The 22,283-nt window shown below is 70.5% G+C and carries 17 protein-coding genes and 1 tRNA gene; 13 read left to right on the top strand and 5 right to left on the bottom strand.

Annotated features, from left to right (window positions below):
• The first annotated feature begins 2 nt into the window (after positions 1–2).
• The 10 genes from EJV46_RS08180 to EJV46_RS08135 all read left to right on the top strand — a co-directional run bounded on the left by EJV46_RS08180 (position 3) and on the right by EJV46_RS08135 (position 12,649).
• On the top strand, positions 3–2,477 hold the full coding sequence (locus EJV46_RS08180) for an LPS-assembly protein LptD (protein ID WP_240782461.1): 2,475 nt from the start codon (positions 3–5) through the stop codon (positions 2,475–2,477).
• 82 nt (positions 2,478–2,559) lie between these two features.
• A complete protein-coding gene (locus EJV46_RS08175) occupies positions 2,560–3,870 on the top strand; it encodes a peptidylprolyl isomerase (protein WP_240782460.1) in 1,311 nt (436 codons plus the stop codon).
• 154 nt (positions 3,871–4,024) lie between these two features.
• Positions 4,025–4,885, top strand: coding sequence for a 16S rRNA (adenine(1518)-N(6)/adenine(1519)-N(6))-dimethyltransferase RsmA (rsmA, locus tag EJV46_RS08170; protein ID WP_131548132.1), 861 nt, complete (start codon positions 4,025–4,027; stop codon positions 4,883–4,885).
• 15 nt (positions 4,886–4,900) lie between these two features.
• Positions 4,901–5,782: an MBL fold metallo-hydrolase gene (locus EJV46_RS08165; RefSeq protein ID WP_131548131.1), complete on the top strand. Its 882-nt coding sequence runs from the start codon at positions 4,901–4,903 to the stop codon at positions 5,780–5,782.
• Between the two features lie 142 nt (positions 5,783–5,924).
• Complete coding sequence (locus tag EJV46_RS08160; protein WP_131548130.1) at positions 5,925–6,587, top strand: hypothetical protein; 663 nt, start codon at positions 5,925–5,927, stop codon at positions 6,585–6,587.
• Positions 6,588–6,630: 43 nt separating this feature from the next.
• Positions 6,631–7,602: an RluA family pseudouridine synthase gene (locus EJV46_RS08155; RefSeq protein ID WP_131548129.1), complete on the top strand. Its 972-nt coding sequence runs from the start codon at positions 6,631–6,633 to the stop codon at positions 7,600–7,602.
• A complete protein-coding gene (locus EJV46_RS08150) occupies positions 7,599–9,986 on the top strand; it encodes an AsmA family protein (RefSeq protein ID WP_131548128.1) in 2,388 nt (795 codons plus the stop codon). The genes EJV46_RS08155 and EJV46_RS08150 overlap by 4 nt, the downstream gene beginning before the upstream one ends.
• 6 nt (positions 9,987–9,992) lie before the next feature.
• Entirely contained in the window at positions 9,993–10,691 is a 699-nt protein-coding gene (locus EJV46_RS23465; protein ID WP_131548127.1) for an ATP12 family chaperone protein, read from the top strand.
• 10 nt (positions 10,692–10,701) lie between these two features.
• Positions 10,702–10,977, top strand: coding sequence for an acylphosphatase (locus tag EJV46_RS08140; RefSeq protein ID WP_131548126.1), 276 nt, complete (start codon positions 10,702–10,704; stop codon positions 10,975–10,977).
• 271 nt (positions 10,978–11,248) lie between these two features.
• The gene (locus EJV46_RS08135) at positions 11,249–12,649 is read left to right on the top strand and encodes a DEAD/DEAH box helicase (protein WP_131548125.1); all 1,401 of its coding nucleotides are present in this window, start codon (positions 11,249–11,251) and stop codon (positions 12,647–12,649) included.
• A 188-nt stretch (positions 12,650–12,837) separates the two neighbouring features.
• Here the strand turns inward: EJV46_RS08135 and EJV46_RS08130 are convergent, their stop codons facing one another.
• Positions 12,838–13,761 (bottom strand): cation diffusion facilitator family transporter, encoded by a 924-nt coding sequence (locus EJV46_RS08130; protein ID WP_131548124.1) that lies wholly within the window; start codon positions 13,759–13,761, stop codon positions 12,838–12,840.
• Positions 13,762–13,823: 62 nt separating this feature from the next.
• Positions 13,824–14,543, bottom strand: coding sequence for a lipoyl(octanoyl) transferase LipB (gene lipB, locus EJV46_RS08125; RefSeq protein WP_131548123.1), 720 nt, complete (start codon positions 14,541–14,543; stop codon positions 13,824–13,826).
• 20 nt (positions 14,544–14,563) lie between these two features.
• Between lipB and EJV46_RS08120 the strand changes: the two genes are divergently transcribed.
• The 3 genes from EJV46_RS08120 to EJV46_RS08110 all read left to right on the top strand — a co-directional run bounded on the left by EJV46_RS08120 (position 14,564) and on the right by EJV46_RS08110 (position 19,236).
• Positions 14,564–14,649 (top strand) — tRNA-Leu (locus tag EJV46_RS08120).
• Between the two features lie 346 nt (positions 14,650–14,995).
• The gene (locus tag EJV46_RS08115; protein WP_165585417.1) at positions 14,996–16,852 is read left to right on the top strand and encodes a serine/threonine-protein kinase; all 1,857 of its coding nucleotides are present in this window, start codon (positions 14,996–14,998) and stop codon (positions 16,850–16,852) included.
• Positions 16,853–16,968: 116 nt separating this feature from the next.
• On the top strand, positions 16,969–19,236 hold the full coding sequence (locus EJV46_RS08110) for an NADP-dependent malic enzyme (protein WP_131548121.1): 2,268 nt from the start codon (positions 16,969–16,971) through the stop codon (positions 19,234–19,236).
• Between the two features lie 4 nt (positions 19,237–19,240).
• On the opposite strand, the gene EJV46_RS08105 is transcribed toward EJV46_RS08110, so the two are convergent.
• The 3 genes from EJV46_RS08105 to EJV46_RS08095 all read right to left on the bottom strand — a co-directional run bounded on the left by EJV46_RS08105 (position 19,241) and on the right by EJV46_RS08095 (position 22,283).
• Positions 19,241–19,702, bottom strand: a complete 462-nt coding sequence (locus EJV46_RS08105; RefSeq protein ID WP_131548120.1) for a hypothetical protein — start codon at positions 19,700–19,702, stop codon at positions 19,241–19,243.
• A gap of 654 nt (positions 19,703–20,356) precedes the next feature.
• Positions 20,357–21,412, bottom strand: coding sequence for a PHB depolymerase family esterase (locus tag EJV46_RS08100; RefSeq protein ID WP_131548119.1), 1,056 nt, complete (start codon positions 21,410–21,412; stop codon positions 20,357–20,359).
• Between the two features lie 106 nt (positions 21,413–21,518).
• Positions 21,519–22,283 carry a hypothetical protein gene (locus EJV46_RS08095; protein WP_131548118.1) on the bottom strand — a complete coding sequence of 255 codons (765 nt, stop codon included), beginning with the start codon at positions 22,281–22,283 and terminating at the stop codon, positions 21,519–21,521.

Raw genomic sequence — 22,283 nt, 5'->3', positions numbered from 1 at the left:
CGATGCTGCGTCCGCCGCCCGCCCGCCCCTCCGGCCTGCCCCGCTTCGCGCGCCGGAGACTCCGTCGCCGCCAAGCCATGCGGCTCGGCCTACGCCTGACCCGCCGGACCTGGCGGGATGCCGGATTCGTGGCGGCCCTGCTGCTCGCGCTTGCCATGCCGGTGGGCTCGGACGCGCAGCAGGGCTCGACCTCCTTCTACTCCGAACCGCAGCAGATGGGCGACACGCTGCGGAGCCTCGCTCCGGCGCCGACCGGGGCCCCGGGCCTGTCCACCCTGCTGACGCCCGCCACCCCCCCCGATGCCGACGCCCCTGAGACCGGGCGCGACACGGATGGTCCCGTCACCTTCACCGCGGACGAGGTGGAATACGATCGCGACCGGGAGCGGGTGATCGCGCGCGGCCATGTCGAGGCGTGGCAGGGCGGCCGCTTCCTCCGCGCCGACAGCTTCACCTACGACCGCAACACCCGCATCGCCGTGGTGCGGGGCAATGTCCAGATCATCGAGGCCGACGGACAGGTCTACTACGCCGACGAGGCGGAGCTCGGCGAAGGCTTCCGGGACGGCGTACTGACCGAGGTGCGCGCCCGCCTCGCGCAGAACGCGCGCATGGCCGGCAACGGGCTGCGCCGCACCGACGGCACGATCAACGACATCGCCCGCGTGGTCTATTCTTCCTGCAACCTCTGCGCCGAGGATCCCACCCGCGCGCCGCTCTGGCAGATGAGCGCGCGCGTCGCGACGCAGGACCGCAACACGCAGCGCATCTCCTACCGGGACGCCACGATCCGCATCGGCGGCGTGCCGGTGCTCTACACGCCCTTCTTCTCGCATCCCGACCCGCAGACGCCGCGTGCCTCGGGCTTCCTCTTCCCGACCATGGGCTACACGCGCTTCCTGGGCGCCTTCGCCCAGACGCCGTATTTCTGGGCGATCAACGGCCAGTCCGACCTGCTGATCACCCCGACCCTGTCGGAGAAGGTGCTGCCCAACCTCGCTTTGGAATATCGCCACCGCTTCAACAGCGGCGAGCTGCAGATCCAGGGCTCGATCGGCTATTTCGACAACGAGGCCGCCATCCGCCTTGGCGCCGGCGCCAACGAGCAGCTGGCGGAGCGGATCTCCGGCCACATCTTCGCGCGCGGGCGCTTCAACATCGACGAGAACTGGCGGGTGGGCTTCGACCTGAACCGGGCCTCCAGCGATTCCTACCTGCGGACCTTCCGCTTCGAATACCGCCGCGTGCTCACGAGCCAGGTCTATGCCGAAGGCTTCTGGGGCACCGAGGCCTATGCCCGCATCGACAGCCGCCTCTACCAGGGCCTGCGCAGCACGGACGACACGACACGAATTCCGATCGTCGGGCCCAACGCGATCTTCGAATACGCGCCCCGCAAGCAGTTCGCCGGCGGCTGGCTCACCACGGATATCGGCCTCCTGGGCCTGACCCGCGAGATCGGCACCTTCAGCCAGCGCCTCGCCACCCGCACCACCTGGGAGCGGCCGATGCATGACGGCTTCGGCGGCGTCTGGACCGCGCGCGGCCAGGCCGACGTCCTCGGCTATTATGCCGGCGGCCAGGACATCGCGCCCACCAACCTGCCGGCCGCCAACGGCACGCATGTCAATGCCAACTTCCGCGCGGCGATGGACTGGCGCATGCCCTTCATGCGCTCCGCCGGAAAATGGGGCACGCAGCTGATCGAGCCTCGCGTCCAGCTCGTCACGGGGCCGAACATGGGCCGCCAGCTGCGCTTCCCGAACGAGGACAGCCTCGACTTCGAGTTCACCGACGCCAACCTCTTCAATCTGAACCGCTTCTCCGGCCGCGACCGGCTCGAGGGCGGCACGCGCATCGACGGCGCGCTGCGGGCCAGCTGGAACTTCGTGAACGGGGGCCGCGTGGAGGGTCTCGTCGGGCGCTCCTACCGCATCGCCGGCACCAACAACCTGCCGGCCGGCCAGGGGCTGGACGAGCGGGCCTCGGACTGGGTCGGCCGGGCGACCTTCTCGCCGGTTTCTTGGCTCGAGATCCTGGGCCGCGCCCGGCTGGACGGCGAGACCGGGGCGCACCGCGCGAGCGAGGCGGTGGCCAGCCTTCAACTGGGCCGGATCGGTCCCCTCCAGGGCATCTATCTCAGCTCGGGCTACATGTACCAGCGCCCGCAGCCCTTCATCTTGAGCAACGACCAGGGCCGCAACGAGGTCTCCGTGGGCGGCGGGGCGGAATACCGCACGGCCGGCGGCGCGATCTGGCGGGCCAATGCCACGATCCGCTACGACCTGAAGCTGGACAGACCCGTGCTGGTGCAGGGCCTGGTCGGCTACGAGGACGAATGCTTCATCGTGGAGGGACGACTGGTGCGGCGCTACGCCCAGGACATCACGACGCGGCAGGACTTCGTCGGCAACACGGTTTTCCTGGTCCGCGTCGGCTTCAAGACCGTCGGCGACTATTTCTTCCGTGCCATTTAAGGGGCGGGACAGCGTTGCACATGCAGATTGACCGAACCTTCCGGTTGCTCCCCGGGCAATCTGCATTATGAGACATCGAATCATGCCCCGCACCCCGTTCCTCGCCGTCCTGCTGGTCCCGATCCTGTGTCTCGGAGCCTTTTCCGCGGCGGCGCAGCGCGCCCCGGCGGCGGCACCCGCGCCGTCGGCAACGGCACAGGGCAACCGCATCCTCGCGGTGGTGAACGGCGACGTGGTCACCCAGGCCGAGGTGAACTCCCGCGCCCGGCTCTTCGCGATGAACACCGGCGTCTCGATCTCTCCCGAGGTCCTGGACCGGCTGCGGCCGCAGGTCCTGCGCCTGGCTATCGACGAGAAGCTGCGCATCCAGGAGGTGCAGCGCCGCCGCATCGCCGTGAGCGACAACGACATCGCCGAGGCCATCGGCGACATCGAGCGGCGCAACAACATGCCGCAGGGCATGCTGCGGGCGCAGCTGCGCTCGACCGGCATCCAGACGCGCGTGCTCTTCGACCAGATCCGTGCCCAGATCGGCTGGGGCCGGCTGCTCCGGCAGATGCTGGGCCCGCTGGCCGAGATCAGCGAGCAGGACATCCAGGGCGCCATCGCCAACCACCGCGCGCGGCAGGGCCAGACCGAATACCTCGTCGGCGAGATCTTCATCCCGGTGGACGATCCCTCCACCGAAAGCGAGGTCAACCGCTTCGTGGAGGAGGTGGTCGGCCAGCTCCGCCGCGGCTCGCCCTTCCCCGCCGTGGCGACGCAGTTCAGCCAGTCGCAGACGGCGGTGCAGGGCGGCGACCTGGGCTGGGTGACCTCGGCCCAGCTCGACCCCGAAGTGGCGTCGATCGTCGACCGCATGCCCTCGGGCGCGATCAGCAACGCCATCCGGGTGGCGGGCGGCTTCCAGATCGTCACCCTGCGCGGCAAGCGCGAGGGCGGGCGGATCCAGAACTCCACCATGCTCTCCCTCCGCCAGCTCTTCCTGCCCTTCTCCGGCCGGCTCGACCCGCAGGCGCCGACGGATGCGCACCGCGCCGTCCTGGAGCGGGCGCAGCGGCTGTCGGCGAGCCTGCGCGGCTGCGAGCAGATGGACGCCCAGCCGCGCGGCAGCGACCGCCCTGCCGATCCGGGCCCGATCCGGCTCGAGGCCCTGAACCCGCCCCCGCTCCGGCAGATGCTGGCGACGCTCCCCGTCGGCCGGGCCAGCCAGCCGGTGATCTCGCCGGACGGCATCCTGATCCTCATGGTCTGCTCGCGCGAGCAGGCGCAGCAGGAGGAGTTCTCCGCCGACGCGGCCCGCCAGCAGATCCTGCGCGACCGCGTGGAGGTCCTGGCGCGCCAGCTCCAGCGCGAGCTGCGCCGGCGGGCCGTGATCGAGACGCGTGCCTGAGAGCCCATCCGGGACGCCTGCCGGGTCGGCCCCGGCGGTCTTTTCCGCGCCGGGTGCGCCGGAAGCTTGACCCGATGTCCCTGCATCGTGCCGGCCTTTCCTTCCGCCCGGCACGAAGAATCCCGGCCGGGCCCTCAGCCGACAGGCGTCCCGGATGAGCTCTGAGCTGACTCCATTGGGCGAGGTCGTCGGCCGCTACGGGCTGGATGCGCGCAAGGCACTCGGCCAGCACTTTCTCCTGGACGAAACCGTCTGCGCGCGCATCGCGCGCCTGCCGGGCGACCTGACCGGCCGCCAGGTGCTGGAGGTCGGGCCGGGGCCGGGCGGCCTGACTCGGGCGCTGCTGGCGACACCGCTCGCGCATCTCACCGCGGTCGAGCTGGATGCGCGCGCCCTGGCGGCGCTGGCCGAGGTGGGGGCCGCCTTTCCCGGGCGGCTGACCGTACTGCAGCAGGACGCGATGAAGTTCGATGGCACGGCGCTGCCCCCGCCACGGCAGGTGGTGGCGAACCTGCCCTACAATGTCGGCACGCCGCTGCTGATCGGCTGGTTGCGGCAGGCCGGAGCCTGGGAGCGGATGACGCTCATGTTCCAGGAGGAGGTGGCGCTACGCATCGTGGCGCCGCCGCGCACGGACCATTACGGCCGCCTCGCCGTGCTGGCGCAATGGGTGGCGCATTGCGCCATCGGGTTGCGGCTGCCGCCCGGGGCCTTCCGCCCGCCGCCGAAGGTGCATTCCGCGGTGGTGGTCGTCACGCCGCATGCCGAGCAGCCGGAGCCCGCGCTGTTCCGCGCCATGGAGCGCGTGACAGCCGCGGCCTTCGGCCAGCGGCGGAAGATGCTGCGGGGCTCGCTGAAGTCGCTGGGATCCGCGGATGCGCTGCTCGCCTCCTGCGGCATCGCCGGCGAGCGGCGGGCGGAGGAACTGACCGTCGCTGAGTTCGACAGCCTCGCGAAAGCCGTCCGCGCTCGTCTGGACGATGGCGGCGGGCCGATCCAGGATGCTCCCGAATAAGGGAGCGAAAATTCCATGAAGCGTCTGCAGATCGGCGATGTCGCCATCACCAGCATCATCGAGCGCGACGGGCCCTGGCGCCGCCCGGAGGATTTCTTCCTGAACTATGACAGTGCCGCCAAGGCCGCCGATGTCGCCCAGCTGGAGCCCGAGGTCTTCGAGAAATCCTCCGGCAAGATGGTCATTACCTACCAGACCTTCCTGGTACGCACGCCCAAGCACGTCATCCTGATCGACACTTGCACGGGCGAGGACAAGGGCTATCCGGCCCCCATGGACTTCCCCAAGCAGCCCTGGCTCGACAACCTCGCGGCCGAGGGGCTCACGGTGGAAGACGTGGACTACGTCTTCTGCACCCACCTGCACATCGACCATTGCGGCTGGAACACCAAGCTCGTGAACGGCGAATGGGTGCCGACCTTCCCCAAGGCCAAGTACGTCTTCCACAAGGGCGAGTACGCCGAATGGGAGAAGCTGGCGAAGGAGGGTATCGACAAGCCGGGCGGGGCGGGCGGCGTGTGGAAGATGAATTGCGAGCCCATCGTGAAGGCCGGTCAGGCGCTGCTGGTCGATGAGAGCTTCACCCTCGACGACACGATCGGGCTGATCCTCACGCCAGGCCATTCGCCGGGCCATGTCTGCGTGGACATCAGGAGCGGCGGCAAGCGCGCGATCGTGGCCGGCGACATGATGCACCACCAGCTGCAATGCATCGACCCGACCATGTCGACCATCTTCTGCTGGGATCCGGCCCAGGCCGGCGAGAGCCGCAGGACCGTCTTCGACGAGGTGGCCGGCACCGACACGCTGCTGCTGCCGATCCACTTCCCCGCGCCCACGGCCGGCCGGGTGACCAAGGCCGGAACGGGCTACAAGTGGAGCTTCAAGCGGGACTGAGCGGCGGAGGGCGCCTGAGGCGCGGCGAGACCTCCCGCGGGGCTACGATCGGCGCGGCCGAACGAGGGCATCGGAAGTTCTGGCTTCCGGTGCCGGAACATCGAACCCTACAGTCGTGGTATCGTCACCATGGAGGTTATCGATGCCCAGTGGACCCGTCAGTGCGCGTCTCTTCATCTGGTACCCAAATGAAGACCCGAATGGAGACACCCATATCGGCCATGCGAGCCTCTATCTCGGTAACTATGAGGTCGGTAAGAATTTCGAGATTTCACTCGATCCGCGTTCGCCGGAATACGTCATGCCGTCCGCGCTGGAGACGGCGTTCGGCGCCTCGGGCGTTCACTACAATCAGAATTACGTGAGCTGGTGGCCCGAGGACGGGAGCTTCGGCCGGGCGGAGCCGAAGCTCGGCCTCTATCAGGACGTCGCGGCCGAGCGCAGCGAGCCGCATGTGGTCTACGACCTCTACGGCCTCAGCGTGGAGAAGATGCGGCTGCGGTGGAAGGAGATCCGTGACAAGCCGAAGGCCAACTACAACTTCCTGCGCAAGAACTGCGCCGATGTGGTGCACCGCGTGCTGACCTCCGGAGGCGTTCTCGGCCGGCTGCCGCTGCTCCAGCGCGGACTGCACGTGAACACCGGGATCATGACGCCCAAGCGGGTCGCCTCGCTCGCCGATGCCCTGCGCAATGCCGGCTGGGCGATCAAGACCAAGGCCGGGAACTGCCCGACCAAGGCCTCGTCCCAGCGCGATGCCGGCGCGCTCGGCCCCATCCTGATGCCGTTGTTGCGGTTGCGATGAGGGGCGGGGGCGCGGTCCTGGCAAATCTGCTAAGACGCGCCGGATGTCCGTCATCTCGCTCACCGTCCCCCCCGCCGAGGACGACACCCGTCTCGATCGCTGGCTGAAGCGCCGCTATCCGGCGCTCACCCAGGGCGCGCTCCAGAAGATGCTGCGCACCGGCCAGATCCGCGTGAACGGCAAGAAGGCGGAGGCCAATACGCGTCTCCTCGCCGGGCAGGAGCTGCGCATCCCGCCCATGCCCAGCAAGCCGGCGCCCAAGGCCGAGCCGAAGAAGCTGCCCGACGCCGTCGCGGCCGAGATCCAGTCGCGCGTTCTCTACCGCGACGACAGCGTGATCGTGATCGACAAGCCGCCCGGCCTCGCCGTGCAGGGCGGGCCCGGCATCACCAAGCATGTCGACGGCATGCTCGAGGCCCTGGCCTATGACGGCGAGAAGCCCCGCCTGGTGCATCGGCTGGACCGCGACACCTCCGGCATCCTGGTCGTGGCACGCACGGCGCCCGCCGCGGCGCATCTCGCCAGGGCCTTCCGGGGCCGCGACATGGAAAAGACCTATTGGGCCATCGTGGTCGGCGAGCCCGAGCACCGGGCCGGGCGCATCTCCATGCCGCTGGCGCGCGAGAACGGCCCGCGCGGCGAGCGCACCGTTCCGGCCGCCCCCGGCGAGACCGGCCTGCGCTCCGTCACCGACTACACGACGCTCGACGTCGCCAAGCGGCGGGCCGCCTTCCTGGAGATGAAGCCGCAGACCGGCCGCACCCACCAGCTGCGCGTCCATTGCGCCGACGGGCTGCGCTGCCCCATTCTCGGCGACGGCAAGTATGGCGGCGAGGCCGCGCATCTGGAGGGCATCTCCGGCAGCCTGCACCTGCATGCGCGCACGCTGCGCCTGCCGCATCCCGAGGGGGGCACGCTGGAGGTCAGCGCCGCCCCGCCTCCGCATTTCGAGGCGACCATGGGCTTCTTCGGCTTCGACAACCCCATCCCCTACAAGCCGAAGCGCCAGAAATGAGAAAGATCCTGCTCGTCGTCGCGGCGATCGTCGTCGCCATCCCGGTCCTGGCGATCGGCGGCTTCCTGCTCTTCTTCGACGCGGACTCCTTCCGGCCGCGCCTCGCGGAGGCCGTTCAGCGCGCCACCGGCCGCGAGTTCCGCATCGAGGGCCCGCTGCGCCTCTCGCCGGCCCTGACTCCGACCGTGTCCGTCGATGGGCTGGTGCTCGCGAATATCCCCGGCGGCAGCTCGCCGGAGATGCTGCGCGTGGCCCATGCCGAGCTGCGCCTCGGCCTGATCGCCCTGATCGGCGGGCGGATCGAGATCGCCAGCCTGACGCTGGAAGGCGGCCGCCTGCTGCTGGAGAAGCAGAACTGGCAGATGGATCGCGCGCCCGTGCCGGCACCCGTCGCGCCGGCGCCCGCCACCTCCCCGGCGGCGGCGCCCTCGCGGCCGCTCATCCTCGATATCCGCAGCGCCGCTTTGAAGGATTGGATCGTCAGCTATGAGGGCGAGGAGATTCGCGTCCCGCAGGCCCGTCTCACCGGCACCGGCGTGGACGGCCCGCTGGACCTCACGGCCACCGTCGTCGCGCGCGGGACGGAGGCGCTGATCGAGGGCCGCGTGGGCGCGGCCCTGCAATTCGCCGCCACCAACCCCTGGCCCTTCCGGCTGACCGCCGTCCTGCCGGGCGGGCGGCTCTCGGCCGAAGGCCAGAAGACCGGCGGCGACTGGCAGGCCGTGCTCTCCGCCGAGATCCCGCGGCTGGACGCGCTGAGCGCCATCGCGGGCCGGGCCCTGCCGGCGCTGACCGGCATCCATCTCCGTGCCCAGGCGGCGCTGGTGGGGGGCGCGCCGCAGCTCGGCGGGATCGAGGGACGGATCGGCGGCGGCGAGTTCGCCGGTATCACGCTGACCGGCGCCACCTTCGCGCAGGCTTCCCTGCAGGGCGCGCCGCGGATCGACGCCAACGGCACCTATCGCGGGCAGCCCATCACGCTGCACGCCGAATTCGTGCCGCTGGCGCTGCAAACCGGCACGCCGAGCCCGGTGACGCTGCGCTTCGGCGCGGCCGACGCCTCGCTCTCCGTCTATGGCTCCTGGCCCGGCGACCTGGTGGTGGAGGCCAATGCTCCGGACCTCGCCGCGCTGGGACCGCTGGTCGAGCAGCCGCTCCCGCCGCTGCGGGACGTGGCCTTGCGCGCGGATGTGGCCTCGCTGGGCGACCGCTTTGCCGATGGCGCGCGGATCGGCGGCATCCGTTTCGCCTCTTCCGGCGGCACGCTGACGGGCGCGCTGGAGCTGGGCTGGGCGCCGCGCCCGTCGCTGAAGGGCGGCGTGACCTCGGCCCGGATCGATCTCGCCGCCTTCCGCGCTGCGCCCGCCCAGGCGGGCCCTACGCCGGCCACGCCGGGGCCCGCGCCCGTGACGCCGGCCTCGGGGCGGCTCATCCCCGACATCGCCGTCGACCTCGCGGGCCTGCGGCGCTTCGACGCGGACCTGACCTTCGACAAGGTCGAGCTGCGCAGCGGGACGATGGTGGCCCGGCAGATGAGCGGGCGTCTGGTGAACCAGGCCGGCGTCGCGCGGCTCGACCCCTTCGCGGCGGCCCTGCCGGGCGGGACGCTGAACCTGCGCATCGCGGCCGATGCGACGGCGAGCCCGCCGGCGCTGCAGATCGCCGGCGGCGGGCAGGGGCTCGATCCCGTCGCGCTGCTCGGCGCGTTCGGCATCGCGAGCCCGCTGGCCGGCCGCACCGATCTCGACATGGATCTGCGGGGGCAGGGGGCGACGACGCGCGCGCTGGCCGGGACGGCGACGGGCCATCTCGGCCTGGCCGTCACGGAAGGCCGGCTGTCCGGCCGCCCGGCGCAGACCCTGGCGCAGATTCCCGGCCTGGGCGGCGGCGACCTGGCGCTCTCCTGCCTCGCCCTCCGTGCCGAGGCCGATCGCGGGATCGCCGCCATGCGGCCCCTCTATCTGGAGGGCGCGCCCGGCCGGATCGGCGGCGAGGGCACCCTGAACCTGCGCGACGAGACGCTCTCCATGCGCTTCAACACGGATCTGCGCGTCGCCGGCGTGCGGCTGCGCGCGCCCGTGCCGCTGACCGGCACCCTGGCCTCGCCGCGACTGGAGATGGCGGGCGTGGCCCAGGGCGCGCTCTCCGGCGAGCTCGGCGACCGGCTGGAGCGTGCGATCCCGGGGATCGGCGGATTGCTGCCGCAGCAGAGCGGCGCGCCTTCGCTGCCGGATTGCGGCACGGCGCTGCGGGCCGCGCGCGGCGGAAGGGCCGGGCCGGTCCCGGCGGCGGCCGCGCCGCCGCAGCAGCCGGCCCAGGGCCCCGCGGGGGAGCAGCGCCAGCCGGCGTTGAACAACATGCTGCGTGGCATTTTCGGACGGTAGGCGGCGATGAAGCGTTTCTGGGATCATGCGGCCTGCGTGCAGGAAGACGGGGGCTTCGCCATCCATCTGGACGGGCGGCCGATGCGGCTGCCCGGCGGCGGCACGCTCCGCGTGGCCACGCGCGAGTTGGGCGAGGCGCTGGCCGGCGAGTGGCAGGCCGCCGGCGGCGCGAAGGACGGCGAGATGTCCTGGGAGGACGTGCCGCTGACGCGCCTCGCCGGCACCGCGGCCGAGCGCATCGCGCCGGCGCCGGAGGCCACGATCGAGGCCATCGCGAAATATGCGGAGACGGATCTCCTCTCCTACCGCGCCGAGGACCCGGATCTCGCCGTCCTGCAGCGCGCCGCCTGGGATCCCTGGATCCAATGGGCCGCGCGCGAGCTGGGCGCCGAGCTGCGCAGCACCACCGGGATCATGCCCATCCGGCAAAGCCCGGCCACGATCGACGCGCTGCATCGCGCGGTCGCGGCGCTCTCGCCCGTGCGGCTCTCGGCGCTGGGCGTGCTGGTGCCGGCGCTGGGAAGCCTGGTGCTCGGCCTCGCGGTGGTGCGGGGCGCGCTGGCGCCGGAGGAGGCGCATCGGATCGCCCTCACCGACGAGCTTTTCCAGGAGGAGCGCTGGGGCCTGGACTGGGCGACGGAAAACCAGCGCGTGAAGGTCGCGGCGGATCTGGCGCTGGCCGCGCGGCTGGCATCGTTGGCATGAGGGAGCTGGCGTGACGGCGAGCCTCATCCGCATCGCCGGCCGCGTGCAGGGCGTGGGCTATCGCGACTGGCTGGTGCACGAGGCGCGGCGCAACGGCATCGCGGGCTGGGTGCGCAACCGGCGCGACGGCACGGTCGAGGCCCTGCTCGCGGGCGAGCGGGACGCCGTGCAGGCCGTGCTCACCGCCTGCCGGCGCGGGCCGCCGGCGGCGCAAGTGACGAGCATCGAGGAGAGCTTCGCCGAGGCCCCGGCCGAGCCGGGCTTCATCCGCAAGCCCTCCCTCTAGCCGCCTCGGGCGGGCGGCGACCGGGCATGCCGGCGCATTCCGTCCTTGCATTTCCTTTCGCAATGCAGCATATGACCGTCATCCAAGCGGGCACGCATGCTCGCCAGGGTCCGGCCGCGTGAGCGGCGCCGAGCTCCGCGACACGGGGTGAATCAGGCAGCCGAACTGCCGGACCTTTCGATGCGCTCTTCCCGGAACAACCCAGCCACGCGGGGTGTCCACCCCTTACTCCCACGGCCGCGAGGACGCGCGCCGTGCAGCTGGATTCATCATGACCACCTTCGCCGAACTGAACCTCAACCCGCTCCTCCTCACCGCGCTGGAGCAGGCCGGCCACACCACGCCGACGCCGATCCAGGCGCAGGCCATCCCCCCGGCCCTGCAGGGCCGCGACATCCTGGGCATCGCGCAGACCGGCACCGGCAAGACCGCCGCCTTCGCTTTGCCGATCCTGCATCTGCTGGCCGAGGGCGGCGGGCGCCCGCCGCGCGGCGGCTGCCGCGTGCTGGTGCTTTCGCCGACGCGCGAGCTCGCCTCGCAGATCGCCGAGTCCTTCAAGAGCTACGGCCGCCACATGGGCTTCTCCGTCGCGACCGTCTTCGGCGGCGTCGGCCATGTGCCGCAGCAGCGGGCGCTGGCGCGCGGCGTCGACGTGCTCGTCGCCACGCCGGGCCGCCTGGTCGACCACATGCAGACGCGCCATGCGCGCCTCGACATGACCGAGGTGCTGGTCCTCGACGAGGCCGACCAGATGCTCGACCAGGGTTTCTTCCCGGTCATCAACAAGATCGTCGCGCAGGTGCCGAAGGAGCGCCGGACGATGTTCTTCAGCGCCACTATGCCGCCGGCGATCGCCAAGCTCGCCGACGTGATGCTGAAGGAGCCGGTCCGCGTGGAGGTGACGCCCGTCGCCACCACGGCCGAGCGCGTGAACCAGAAGGTCATCATCCTGGACGGCGCCGCCAAGCGCGGCGTGCTGGCCGGCATCCTCCGTGCCGAGGGCGTCGGCCGCGTGCTGATCTTCGCCCGCACCAAGCATGGCGCGGACAAGATCGTGAAGAGCCTGGAGGAGGACGGCCTCCGCGCCAACGCCATCCACGGCAACAAGGGCCAGTCGCAGCGCGAGCGGGCGCTGGCCGAGTTCAAGGCCGGCCGCGCGCCCATCCTGGTCGCGACCGACATCGCCGCCCGCGGCATCGACGTGCCGGAGGTGACGCATGTCATCCAGCACGAGCTGCCGGAGGTGCCCGAGACCTATGTGCACCGCATCGGCCGCACGGCCCGCGCCGGCGCCTCGGGCCAGGCCATCGCGCTGGTGGCGCCGGACGAGGTGGGGCTGCTGCGCGCCATCGAGCGCACGACCCGCCAGAAGATCGATTCCGAGGACCGGCGCGCGAACCCGACCATCCCGCTGAACGACAAGGCCACGCCGACGCGCCCGCAGCGCGGCCGGGGCGGCGCGCCCCAGCAGCAGCACCGCCAGCCGAAGCGGGACCATGGCGGCCACCAGGGCGCGCGCTCGGACCACGGCGATCGCCACGAGTCGCGCGGACCGGGCCGGCCGGCGCAGGAGCAGCGCAGCTTCGTGAAGCCGATGGGCGATGGCGGGCGGAAGCGTCCGGCCTCGCCGGGCAATTCCTCGGGCCGCAGCTTCATGGCGCGCGGCCGGTAACCCCGACCGAAGCGACTTCAGAACGGCGGCCCTGCGAAGGGCCGCCGTTTTTCGTTCCAGGGATGTCCTGGGTCATCGGTGAAGGCGTCGGACCTGAAAGCGCCTGGTCCTGAACGCCGGCTCCCGCAAGCGCGGCGAGAGACCATGCGAGGCGGCACGATCGGGATCCGCCCTAAGACCCGATCGCCCTAAGCCCCGACGGCCCGCGGGATCACGAGAACCTGCGCGCCGGGGATCACCTGGCGGATCTCCGCCGCCATCTCCTCCGCCAGCCGGTGGACCTCGCCGATCGACCGGTCCGGCGCGAAGCCGACCTCGATCTCGATCCAGGCGTCGCTGCCCTGGGTGCGCGTCCGTACTGCCAGCAACTCGTCATAGGCGTCGAAGCTGGCGGCCAGTGCGCGGTTGATGGTGGCCTGCTGCCGGTCGTTCAGCGCGCGGTCGATGAGGTGCGGCAGCGATTGCTGGATCATCCGCGCGCCGAAGCTGAGCATGACCGTGACGACGACCATCGTGCCGACGATGTCCGCCCAATGGCCGATGCCCTCGGGGCCGGCGGAGGCATTCACCAGCACAGCCACGGCGACCAGCGCCGAGGCGATCACCTTCGAGAGCCGCGAGAGCAGCTGGCCGTTGACGATGATCGAGGTGCCGCCGCGGCTTGACCGCCAGAGCAGGTAGAAGACCCAGCCGTTGATGGCCAGGTTGGCCAGGGCCGCCACGGCGCCGAAGGCCATGCCCGTCGCCGACTGCACCTGGATCGTGTCCAGCCGCCGCGCCACGCCCGAGAGCAGCCAGAGCGCGCCCAGGATCATCGCGATGCCGACGACGAGATTGGCGAATTGCTCGAGCTTGCGGGTGCCGTAGTCGTAATCCGCGATGGTGCCGCGGTTGATCCGGCGGAGCAGGACCAGCAGCACGAGCTCGAGAATGATCAGCAGGCCGCCGCGCACGCATTCGCCGAGAAGGGTCAGCGAGTTGCCCCAGAATGCCGCGACCAGGGTGACAATGCCGATGAGGATGTCGAGAAGGCATCCGGTGAGGATCGCACGCTCGCCCCGGAGCGCTTCTTCCGATACGGCGCCGCGCGTCGCGCGGGGTGTGGCGGGCAAGCAGCAGACTCCAAACGGTCCGAGCGGCGGATGGTGACGATTTGTCCAATGGGGTCAATTGCCTATATTGGCAAGGTTGTCTCCGCCGCCAGCTCGTGCCCGCCGAAGACCTCGCCCCAGGCCGACATCAGCGCTGCGTCGGCCTCCTCCATGGTCGCGAGGATGCCGAGGTCGTGCAGGCTGGTGACGCCGTGCTCCGCGATCCCGCAGGGCACGATGCCGCCGAAATGAGAGAGGTCCGGCTCCACGTTCAGCGCGATGCCGTGCCAGCTCACCCAGCGCGTCACCCGGACGCCGATGGCGCCGATCTTGAACTCCGCGCCGCCGGATTTCACCACCCAGATGCCGACTCGCCCCTGCCGCCGCTCGCCGCGCACATTGAAGCGGTCGAGCGCGCGGATCATCCATTCCTCGAGCCCGTGGACATAGGCGCGGATGTCGCGCGCCGGCACCGGGCCGTGCGGCTTGTGCAGGTCCAGCATCACATAGGCGGTGCGCTGGCCGGGGCCGTGATAGGTCCATTGCCCGCCGCGCCCGGCCGCGAAATGGGGGAAGCGGCGCTCGATGAGTTCCTCGGGCCTGGCGCTGGTGCCGGCGGTGTAGGTTGGCGGATGCTCGACCAGCCAGACGGCCTCGGAGGCGGTGCCCGCGCGGATGCCGACGACGCGGGCCTCCATCGCGGCCAGGGCATCGGGATAGGGCGTCAGCCCGTCCGAGACCGCCCATTGAATTTCGACTTCGGGGATTTCCTTGGCCGGGTCGGTTGAACCCTTCGGGATCATGCGCTAAACGCCCCCGGTCTGCGGTCGTGGTGGAATGGTAGACACGCCAGCTTGAGGTGCTGGTGGGGGAAACCCCTTGGAAGTTCGAATCTTCTCGACCGCACCATTCCGACCCGCCTGAAATCGCCCGGGCTGATTGCCGGAGCCGGCGTCCAGGATCAAGACGGCCCAGGGCCTCGACACCTTCGGCATCGTGGGAGATGGGGTCGGCCGACAGCCTTCCAATCCTCCGCGCCGGTCTCGTGCCCCTGAGCCTTGATCAACCCCTGGATCCTCGCGCGACGGTCTGGTCCCCGCCAGCTACGCTATCGACAAAACTCGACACCTAACCGACTGCATAAATGAGTGATTCCGTGCGACGAAGCACGTGTGGAAAGAGCATCCGAACTCGTCACCGCGCCATGTTGAACACAGCTGCGTGCGACCCATCGGCCGCCCAGGCGGCTCCGCCATTGATCGCGGGGCGCTACGAGCTGCGCGACCGCATCGGCTCCGGCGCCTTCGGCGAGGTCTTCGAGGCCTATGACCAGCGCCTCCGCCGGCTCGTCGCGCTGAAGACGCTGCCCATCGAAGCCGTCTCGGAAGCGGAGGCGACGGAGGAGTTCCGCCGCTTCCACCTGGAGGCGCGGGCCGTCGCGCGGCTCTCCCATCCCGGCATCGTCACCGTGCACGACTTCGGCGAGACGCCGGAATTCGCCTGGATCGTCATGGAGCTCGTCATCGGCGAGACCCTGAAGGCGGTCCTCGACCGCGGCGAGAGGCCGGGCCTGCAGGAGACGGGCCGCATCATCGGCGAGCTCCTGGACGCGCTCCACTACGCCCATGGCCGCGGCATCGTGCATCGCGACGTGAAGCCGGCGAACATCCTGCTGGCGATCTCCGCCGCCGAGGGGCTGGGCGAGGTCCGGCTCGCCGATTTCGGAGTTGCGCGCGTCGGCGAGGCCCAACAGACCCTGGTGGGCCAGATCGTCGGCACGCCGACGACCATGTCTCCGGAGCAGGTCCGCGGCGAGGCGGTCGACCAGCGGTCCGACCTCTGGTCCGTGGGCGTCATCCTCTACCAGATGCTGACCGGCGAGCGGCCCTTCGCCGGCACCATGCCGGCCATCTTCCAGAACATCCTGACCCGGACGCCGAATCCGCCCTCAATGCTGCTGGCGGGGCTTTCCCCGCGGGTAGACGCCGTCGTCGCCACGGCCCTCGCCAAGAATCCCGGGGACCGCTACCCCAGCGCGGCCGCGATGGCCGCGGCGCTGCGGGCGGCGATCGGACAGCCTTCTCCAGAGGCGGAGGCCGAGACCGTCATGATGGCGGTGGTGGCGCCGCCGCCAGCCGCTCCCGTTGCCCCGCTCTCTGTTGCCGCGCCTCCCGCTCCGATGCTCCCCGCTCCCATGCCGCAGATGGCCGCGGCGCCGCCGCGCCGGGGCTGGCTGCGGGTCAGACGCGGCCTTGCCATGGCGGGAATCTTCGCCACCGGCCTGGCTTGCGGCTTGGCCTGGCCTCGCCTCGAGGCCATGGACCTCTCCAGTGCCGCCACGGCAGGCGTGCAAGCCTTTGTTGCGAATCTTGACCAGACAAAGGCGCTGGACGGCGTGCCGGCGGCCCCTTCAGCGCCAGCGGCATCGGATTCGCCCGGGAAGACGGAACTCACGCGGGAAGAGCGTGGCGTCGACTCGGCCGCCACCGTTCCCGACCTGACGCCCGCTGCTTCGGGCACGATCCCGCCCGCCACCGGCTCAGACCTGATCCCGCCTGCCCTCGTTCCAGACCTGACCCCGCCTGCCACCGTTCCAGACCTGACCCCGGCGGCCTCCGCTCCAGACCTGACCCCGCCCGGCGCCGCTCTGGACCTGACCCCGGCCGCCTCCGTTCCAGACCTGGCCCCGACCGCCGCCGTTCCGGACCCGTCCCCGGCCGAAGTGCCGCACCCGGCCTCAACCGCCGCCATTCCGGCGTCGCTCGCCCCGCCGCCCGTCCCGCTCCCGGCGGAAGGGACGGCCCGATGCGACCGCGACCGGCTCGCCACCCGATCCGGCAGCCATCCCGGCTTCGGGCGCCTCGTCTTCCACTGGACCGGGCCCATCCGCCATGAGGTGGAGCCGGTGCAGAACGGCGCGCTGCTGCGCTTCCCCGGGGCCGGCTGCCTGCCGGGGGTCGAGCAACTCGGCCTGCCGCGGAATGTCCGCGCCATCCGGCCGGACGAGGCCCGCACGGCCCTGCGGATCGAGACCACGCCGGCGGCGCGCATCCGCACCTATCGCATGGACGGAAACCGCGTCGTGCTGGACGTGCTCGACGGCGCGGAATAGCCGCCGGCGCCCAACCCCCCGTCTCCCTGGCGCCCCGATGCGGAGTGGCGGCCCGGCGATAGGTTGCCCTCCCGTCCTGGGGCGCGCATTTTCGCGCTCCTGGAGGGGTTCGATTCATGGATGATGATTTCCGCCGCGCCGCGCTCGACTATCACCGCCTGCCGCGGCCCGGGAAACTCACCATCGAGCCCACCAAGCGCATGGCCTCGCAGCGCGACCTGGCGCTGGCCTATTCCCCCGGCGTCGCCGCCGCCTGCGAGGAGATCGCCGCAGATCCCGACAAGGCCTGGGACTACACGACCCGCGGCAACATGGTCGCCGTCATCACCAACGGCACGGCGGTGCTGGGGCTGGGGAATATCGGTCCGCTCGCCTCCAAGCCGGTGATGGAGGGCAAGGCGGTCCTCTTCAAGCGCTTTGCCGGCATCGATTCCATTGACATCGAGGTCGATGCTCTGGACCCCGACCGTTTCGTCGAGGTCGTAGCCGCGCTGGAGCCCAGCTTCGGCGCCATCAACCTCGAGGACATCAAGGCCCCCGAGTGCTTCGAGATCGAGCGCCGCCTGCGCGAGCGGATGAACATCCCGGTCTTCCACGACGACCAGCACGGCACCGCCATCATCGTCGCCGCCGCCATCCGCAACGGCCTGCTCGTCCAGGGCAAGCGGCTTGAGGATGTGAAGCTGGTCAATACAGGAGGCGGCGCGGCCGCCCTGGCCTGCCTCGACCTGCTGGTCGAGATGGGGCTGAGGCGCGAGAACGTGACGGTCTGCGACGTGGAGGGCGTGGTCTATTCCGGCCGCCCCGGCCTCGACCCCACCAAGGCGCGCTACGCCCAGGAGACCAACGCCCGCACCTTGCCTGAGGTGCTGGACGGCGCGGATATCTTCCTCGGCCTTTCCGCCCCGCGCGTGCTGAAGGGCGAGTGGCTGTCCAAGCTCGGCCCCAGGCCGCTGGTTCTGGCGCTGGCCAATCCCGAGCCGGAAATTTTGCCCGAGGCTGTCCGCGCCGCCCGGCCGGACGCGATCGTGGCCACCGGCCGCACGGACTACCCGAACCAGGTCAACAACGTCCTCTGCTTCCCCTTCATCTTCCGCGGCGCGCTGGATGCTGGCGCCACCACGATCAACGAGGCCATGAAGGTCGCTGCCGTCGAGGCCATCGCGGCCCTGGCGCGCGTCGAGGCGAGCGAGGTCGTGGCCGCGGCCTATGGCGGCACGGCGCCGGTCTTCGGGCCGGAATACATCATCCCCAAGCCCTTCGATCCGCGGCTGATCCTGGAGATCGCGCCGGCCGTGGCGAAGGCGGCGATGGACAGCGGCGTGGCGCGCCGGCCGATCCAGGATTTCGTGGCCTACAAGGCCGACCTGTCGCGCTTCGTCTACCGCTCCGGGAACCTCATGCGCCCCGTGCAGGAGCTGGCGAAGAGCAAGCCGGCCCGCATCGTCTTCTCCGAGGGCGAGGACGAGCGGACGCTGCGCGCCGTGCAGACCGTGCTGGACGAGGGCACGGCCCTGCCCATCCTCATCGGCCGTGCCGCGGTGGTGGCGGAGAAGGTGAAGGCCCTGGGCCTGCGCATGGCCATCGGCTCCTCCGTGACGGTGCTGCATCCGGAGGAGCACACCGAGCTTTTCCAGCCGCTGGTCTCGCTCTATCAGGAGAAGGTCGGCCGTCGCGGCATCACGCCCGAGGCGGCGGCGCGGCGCGTTTCCAACCGCCCGGCCGTGGCGGCGTCGCTGCTGCTCGAAGCGGGGCGCGCGGATGCCGCCATCATCGGCGGGCGCAGCGACTGGATGCGCGAGTGGGAGCATGTGCTGGCGATCGTCGGCAAGCGGGCCGATGTCAGCCGCGCCTACGCGCTCTCGGCCGTCATCATCCAGGGCGCGACGCTGTTCTTCGTGGACACGCATCTGCTCATCGACCCCACGGCCGAGCAGCTGGCCGAGATGACGCTGCTCGCCGCCGAGGAGATGGGCCGCTTCGGCATCACGCCGAAGGTGGCGCTGCTGAGCCATTCCTCCTTCGGCGCCTCGGGCGCGCCGAGCGCGCGTAAGATGCGCGAGGCGCTGAAGCTGATCCGCGCCGCCGCGCCCGGCCTGGAGGTGGATGGCGAGATGCATGGCGACGCGGCGATCGTCCCGGCCATCCGCGCCAAGGCCGTGCGGGACCCGAAGCTGGAGGGGATGGCTAACCTGCTGGTCTTCCCCAACATCGATGCGGCGAACATCGCCTTCAACCTCGTGAAGGCGGTCTCGGACGGGTTGCAGGTGGGGCCCATGCTGCTCGGCATGAACAAGCCCATCCATGTCCTGGTTCCGAGCGTGACGGCGCGCGGCATCGCGAATCTGGCGGCGGTGGCGGGGAGCGAGGTGCGGCGGGGGTAGGGCGTCAGCGGCGGGATTTGGGGAGGTCGAACCAGAAGTCGAAGGCGATCTCGAGCTCTCCTGAACGACGCCAAGCCTCTTCGATGCGGCGGAGGATGGAAGCGCGATCCTGATTTGGCCATGGCACGCATTTTCCGTGGTCGGCAAGGTCCACGGCCTGGAAGCCGTGATCCAGGAGCTTGCCTATAAGGGCAAGCGTCCGTTGCATCTGATTGAGATTCGGATCGGCTTCGTCAGCTTTGTTTGCGGCGCCGATGATCAGCGAGAGGCTAACGTAGTCATGCTCAGCTTCCGCAATAAGCCATTCGATATGCTGTTTTAAGGATGCCACAGGAAATCCTCCAATATAATTAGTAGTGCAGGCGTCTGACGGTATCGAAGCCAGGAATATTGATGTCGATTGCAGGGCCTCCACTTTTTGATTCATGGCGATAACCAATTCGGCTTCCGCCGGAAGTTTCACCATTCGGCCGCGATTAGCCGGGTGGCGTTACATCCACTCCGCCCCGCCCCGAGGTAAGGCGCTCAAACATCTGTCGGGCACCCGTATTGCCGCCGGGCATGCCACGAATATCGATGTCACTTCGCGCGCGGCTGGTTCCGATCGGTTGTCCCCCGGGAGCGAGGATTTCGGACAGCGGCTGAGGCGGCGAGGCGGGGTTTGAACGTGGAGCGGCGTAAGCTGGATCATTCTGCCGCAGCGGCGAATTTGACGAGGGGCCGCCACCGCGATTGACCATGCCTGCTCCACCCTCAAGAGGCGTCGGTTTGCCGCGAGGGTCCTCCGGCGGCCCAGGGCGACGCGCCATGGCCAGAATGACTGGTGCCTGTGCGCCAACCGGGAGGGTCCGTTCGCTGGTGCGCACCGACATGCTCCGTCTTGCCGTTGCGGATCCGGCTATAGGCGCGCACGGATACGGGGCCACCGTTACGCGAGCGTTCGAAAGGAGTACGGGAGATCGCCCGGACGGTCTGCCTGTCGGGTCTGGCGGAGAGGGACAAGGCGGCCAAGGGCGGTCTCCCATCAGCCCCACCGTGCCCGCATTGGCACGTGCTGTCAGGGCATTGAGTCGCGCGACCGGGTTCGGGACCGGCGCCTGGGCGCGGTTCGCATCCCGACCTATCGCATCAGCCCCGCCTGCCGCAGCGCGCTCTCGATCGTCTGCTGGATGACGCCCACCGGCTCGGGCGCCGGGGCTGCCGTCTTCCGCGGCGCGCGGGACGCGGCGGGCGCCAGCCCCCAGAAGCGCGCGATGTGCCGGGTCGAGGAAACACCCACGTCCAGCATATAGGCCCCGGCCGTCTCGCCCGGCTCCGCGCCGTCCAGCGGCGTGCCGTGGCCCATGCCGGCGATGTCGTAGCGCTCGATCACCGCGTGGCCCTCGCGGTCGCACCAGACCTCGTGCGGGACGCCGTCCACCGTCTCCACGCGTGCGGGCCGCCCGCCCACGCGGTGCAGCCCGCGCCACTGGTCGAGGATCGCGTCCGCGTTGGACGGCGCGACCGTCCGATCCGTGGTGCCCTGCCAGATCGAGATCCTCGGCCAGGGGCCCCTGTGGTCGGAGGCCCCGCGCACCAGCGCCTCCAGCCGCGCCGGATCGGGCATGCCATGGCCGCGCATCCGGTCGAACGCCTGGGGCACGGTGCCGGCGACACCATAAGGCAGGCCGGCGATGATGGCCCCGCCGGCGAAGACCTCCGGATAGGCGGCCAGCATTGTGGAGGCCATGGCGCCGCCCGCCGAGAGGCCGGTGACGAAGATCCGGCTCCGGTCCAGCCCGTGGTCGAGCACCAGCCGCTCGATCATCTGGCGGATGGAGGCGGCCTCGCCCTGGTCGCGCCGCGTGTCCTCGGGCTGGAACCAGTTGAAGCAGAGATGCCCGTTATTGGCCCGCTGCTGCTCGGGGAAGAGCAGCGCGAAGCCCTGCGCCTCGGCCAGATGCGACCAGCCGGAGTGGTTGTCGTAAGCCGCCGCCGTCTGCGTGCAGCCATGCAGCACCACCACGAGGGGCGCATGGGGCGGCAGGTCGGCCGGAATGCGGGTCCAGGCGCGGAGCGCGCCCAGGTTGGAGCCGAAGCCCGTCAGTTCCGCGAGATCGCTCGACGGCGCCTGGGCGGTGTCTCTTGCGTGACGGAAGGCGGCCAGTCGGGCGATGGTATCGGACAGAGGCCGCATGGGTGTTCCTTGAAGCCGGGGTGAGAAGGCGCCGGCCCAGTCATAACGCTCGCCGGACGCGAGCGTTGTGCAGTGCAGCATGTGGGAGTAAGCCCCGGGAAATTCATCACCCGGCAGGTGAAAACAGCGCCATCGGATCACCCGAAAGCGCGACCTGCCCGTGATGCTCGAGCCGAATGGCCGGGTCGCACCACACCTCCTCGCCCAGCGCGCGCCAGCGGGCGCAGAACAGGTAGTCCTCGCTGAGGTAGCGGCCCTGGCCGGGCGCGGCCTTCGGGTCGATCCCGGCTTCGAAGAAGGCATGCACGGGGCCGTCCTCGGTCTGGTGCACGGTTTCCGGATGCGCCTCGGCCAGCCGTTCCAGCACGCTCCGCTGCAGCAGGAGGAAGCCGGTGCCGACGGCCTCGGCCTCCACTGCGCCAGTGGCCGCGTCGCGCCGCGCCGTCGCGCCTTCGCCCTGGGGGAAGGTCGCGACCCAGTCCGCGCCGCCGAGGCGCTTGCTGCGGTACAGCCCGCCGATCACCGGCCGTCCGTGCCCCAGCAGCCGCAGCACCGCATCCGCGCCAAAGCCGATATCGCTGTCCAGGAAGAGCAGGTGCGAAGCCGAGGATCGCAGGAAGATCGACGCCAGGGCGTTCCGCCCGCGCGTGATCAGGCTCTCATTGGTCAGCGTCGCCACCGCGAAGGGCAGGCCGAGCCGGAGGCAGGCCTGCTGCGTGTCCAGCAGGCCGCGCATCGCGGCCGCCGTCACCATGCCCCCGTAGCAGGGCATGCCGACCAGGAGGCCAGTGCTCTCGATGGAGGAGCGGAAGACGGGCGCCGATTCGGCGATCCAGGGCGGCGCGGGGCGGTGTTCGAGCTGCAGCGGCAT

It is taken from the genome of Roseococcus sp. SYP-B2431, assembly GCF_004336745.1.
Classification (GTDB): domain Bacteria; phylum Pseudomonadota; class Alphaproteobacteria; order Acetobacterales; family Acetobacteraceae; genus Roseococcus.
This window is presented reverse-complemented; position numbering and strand designations above follow the sequence as displayed.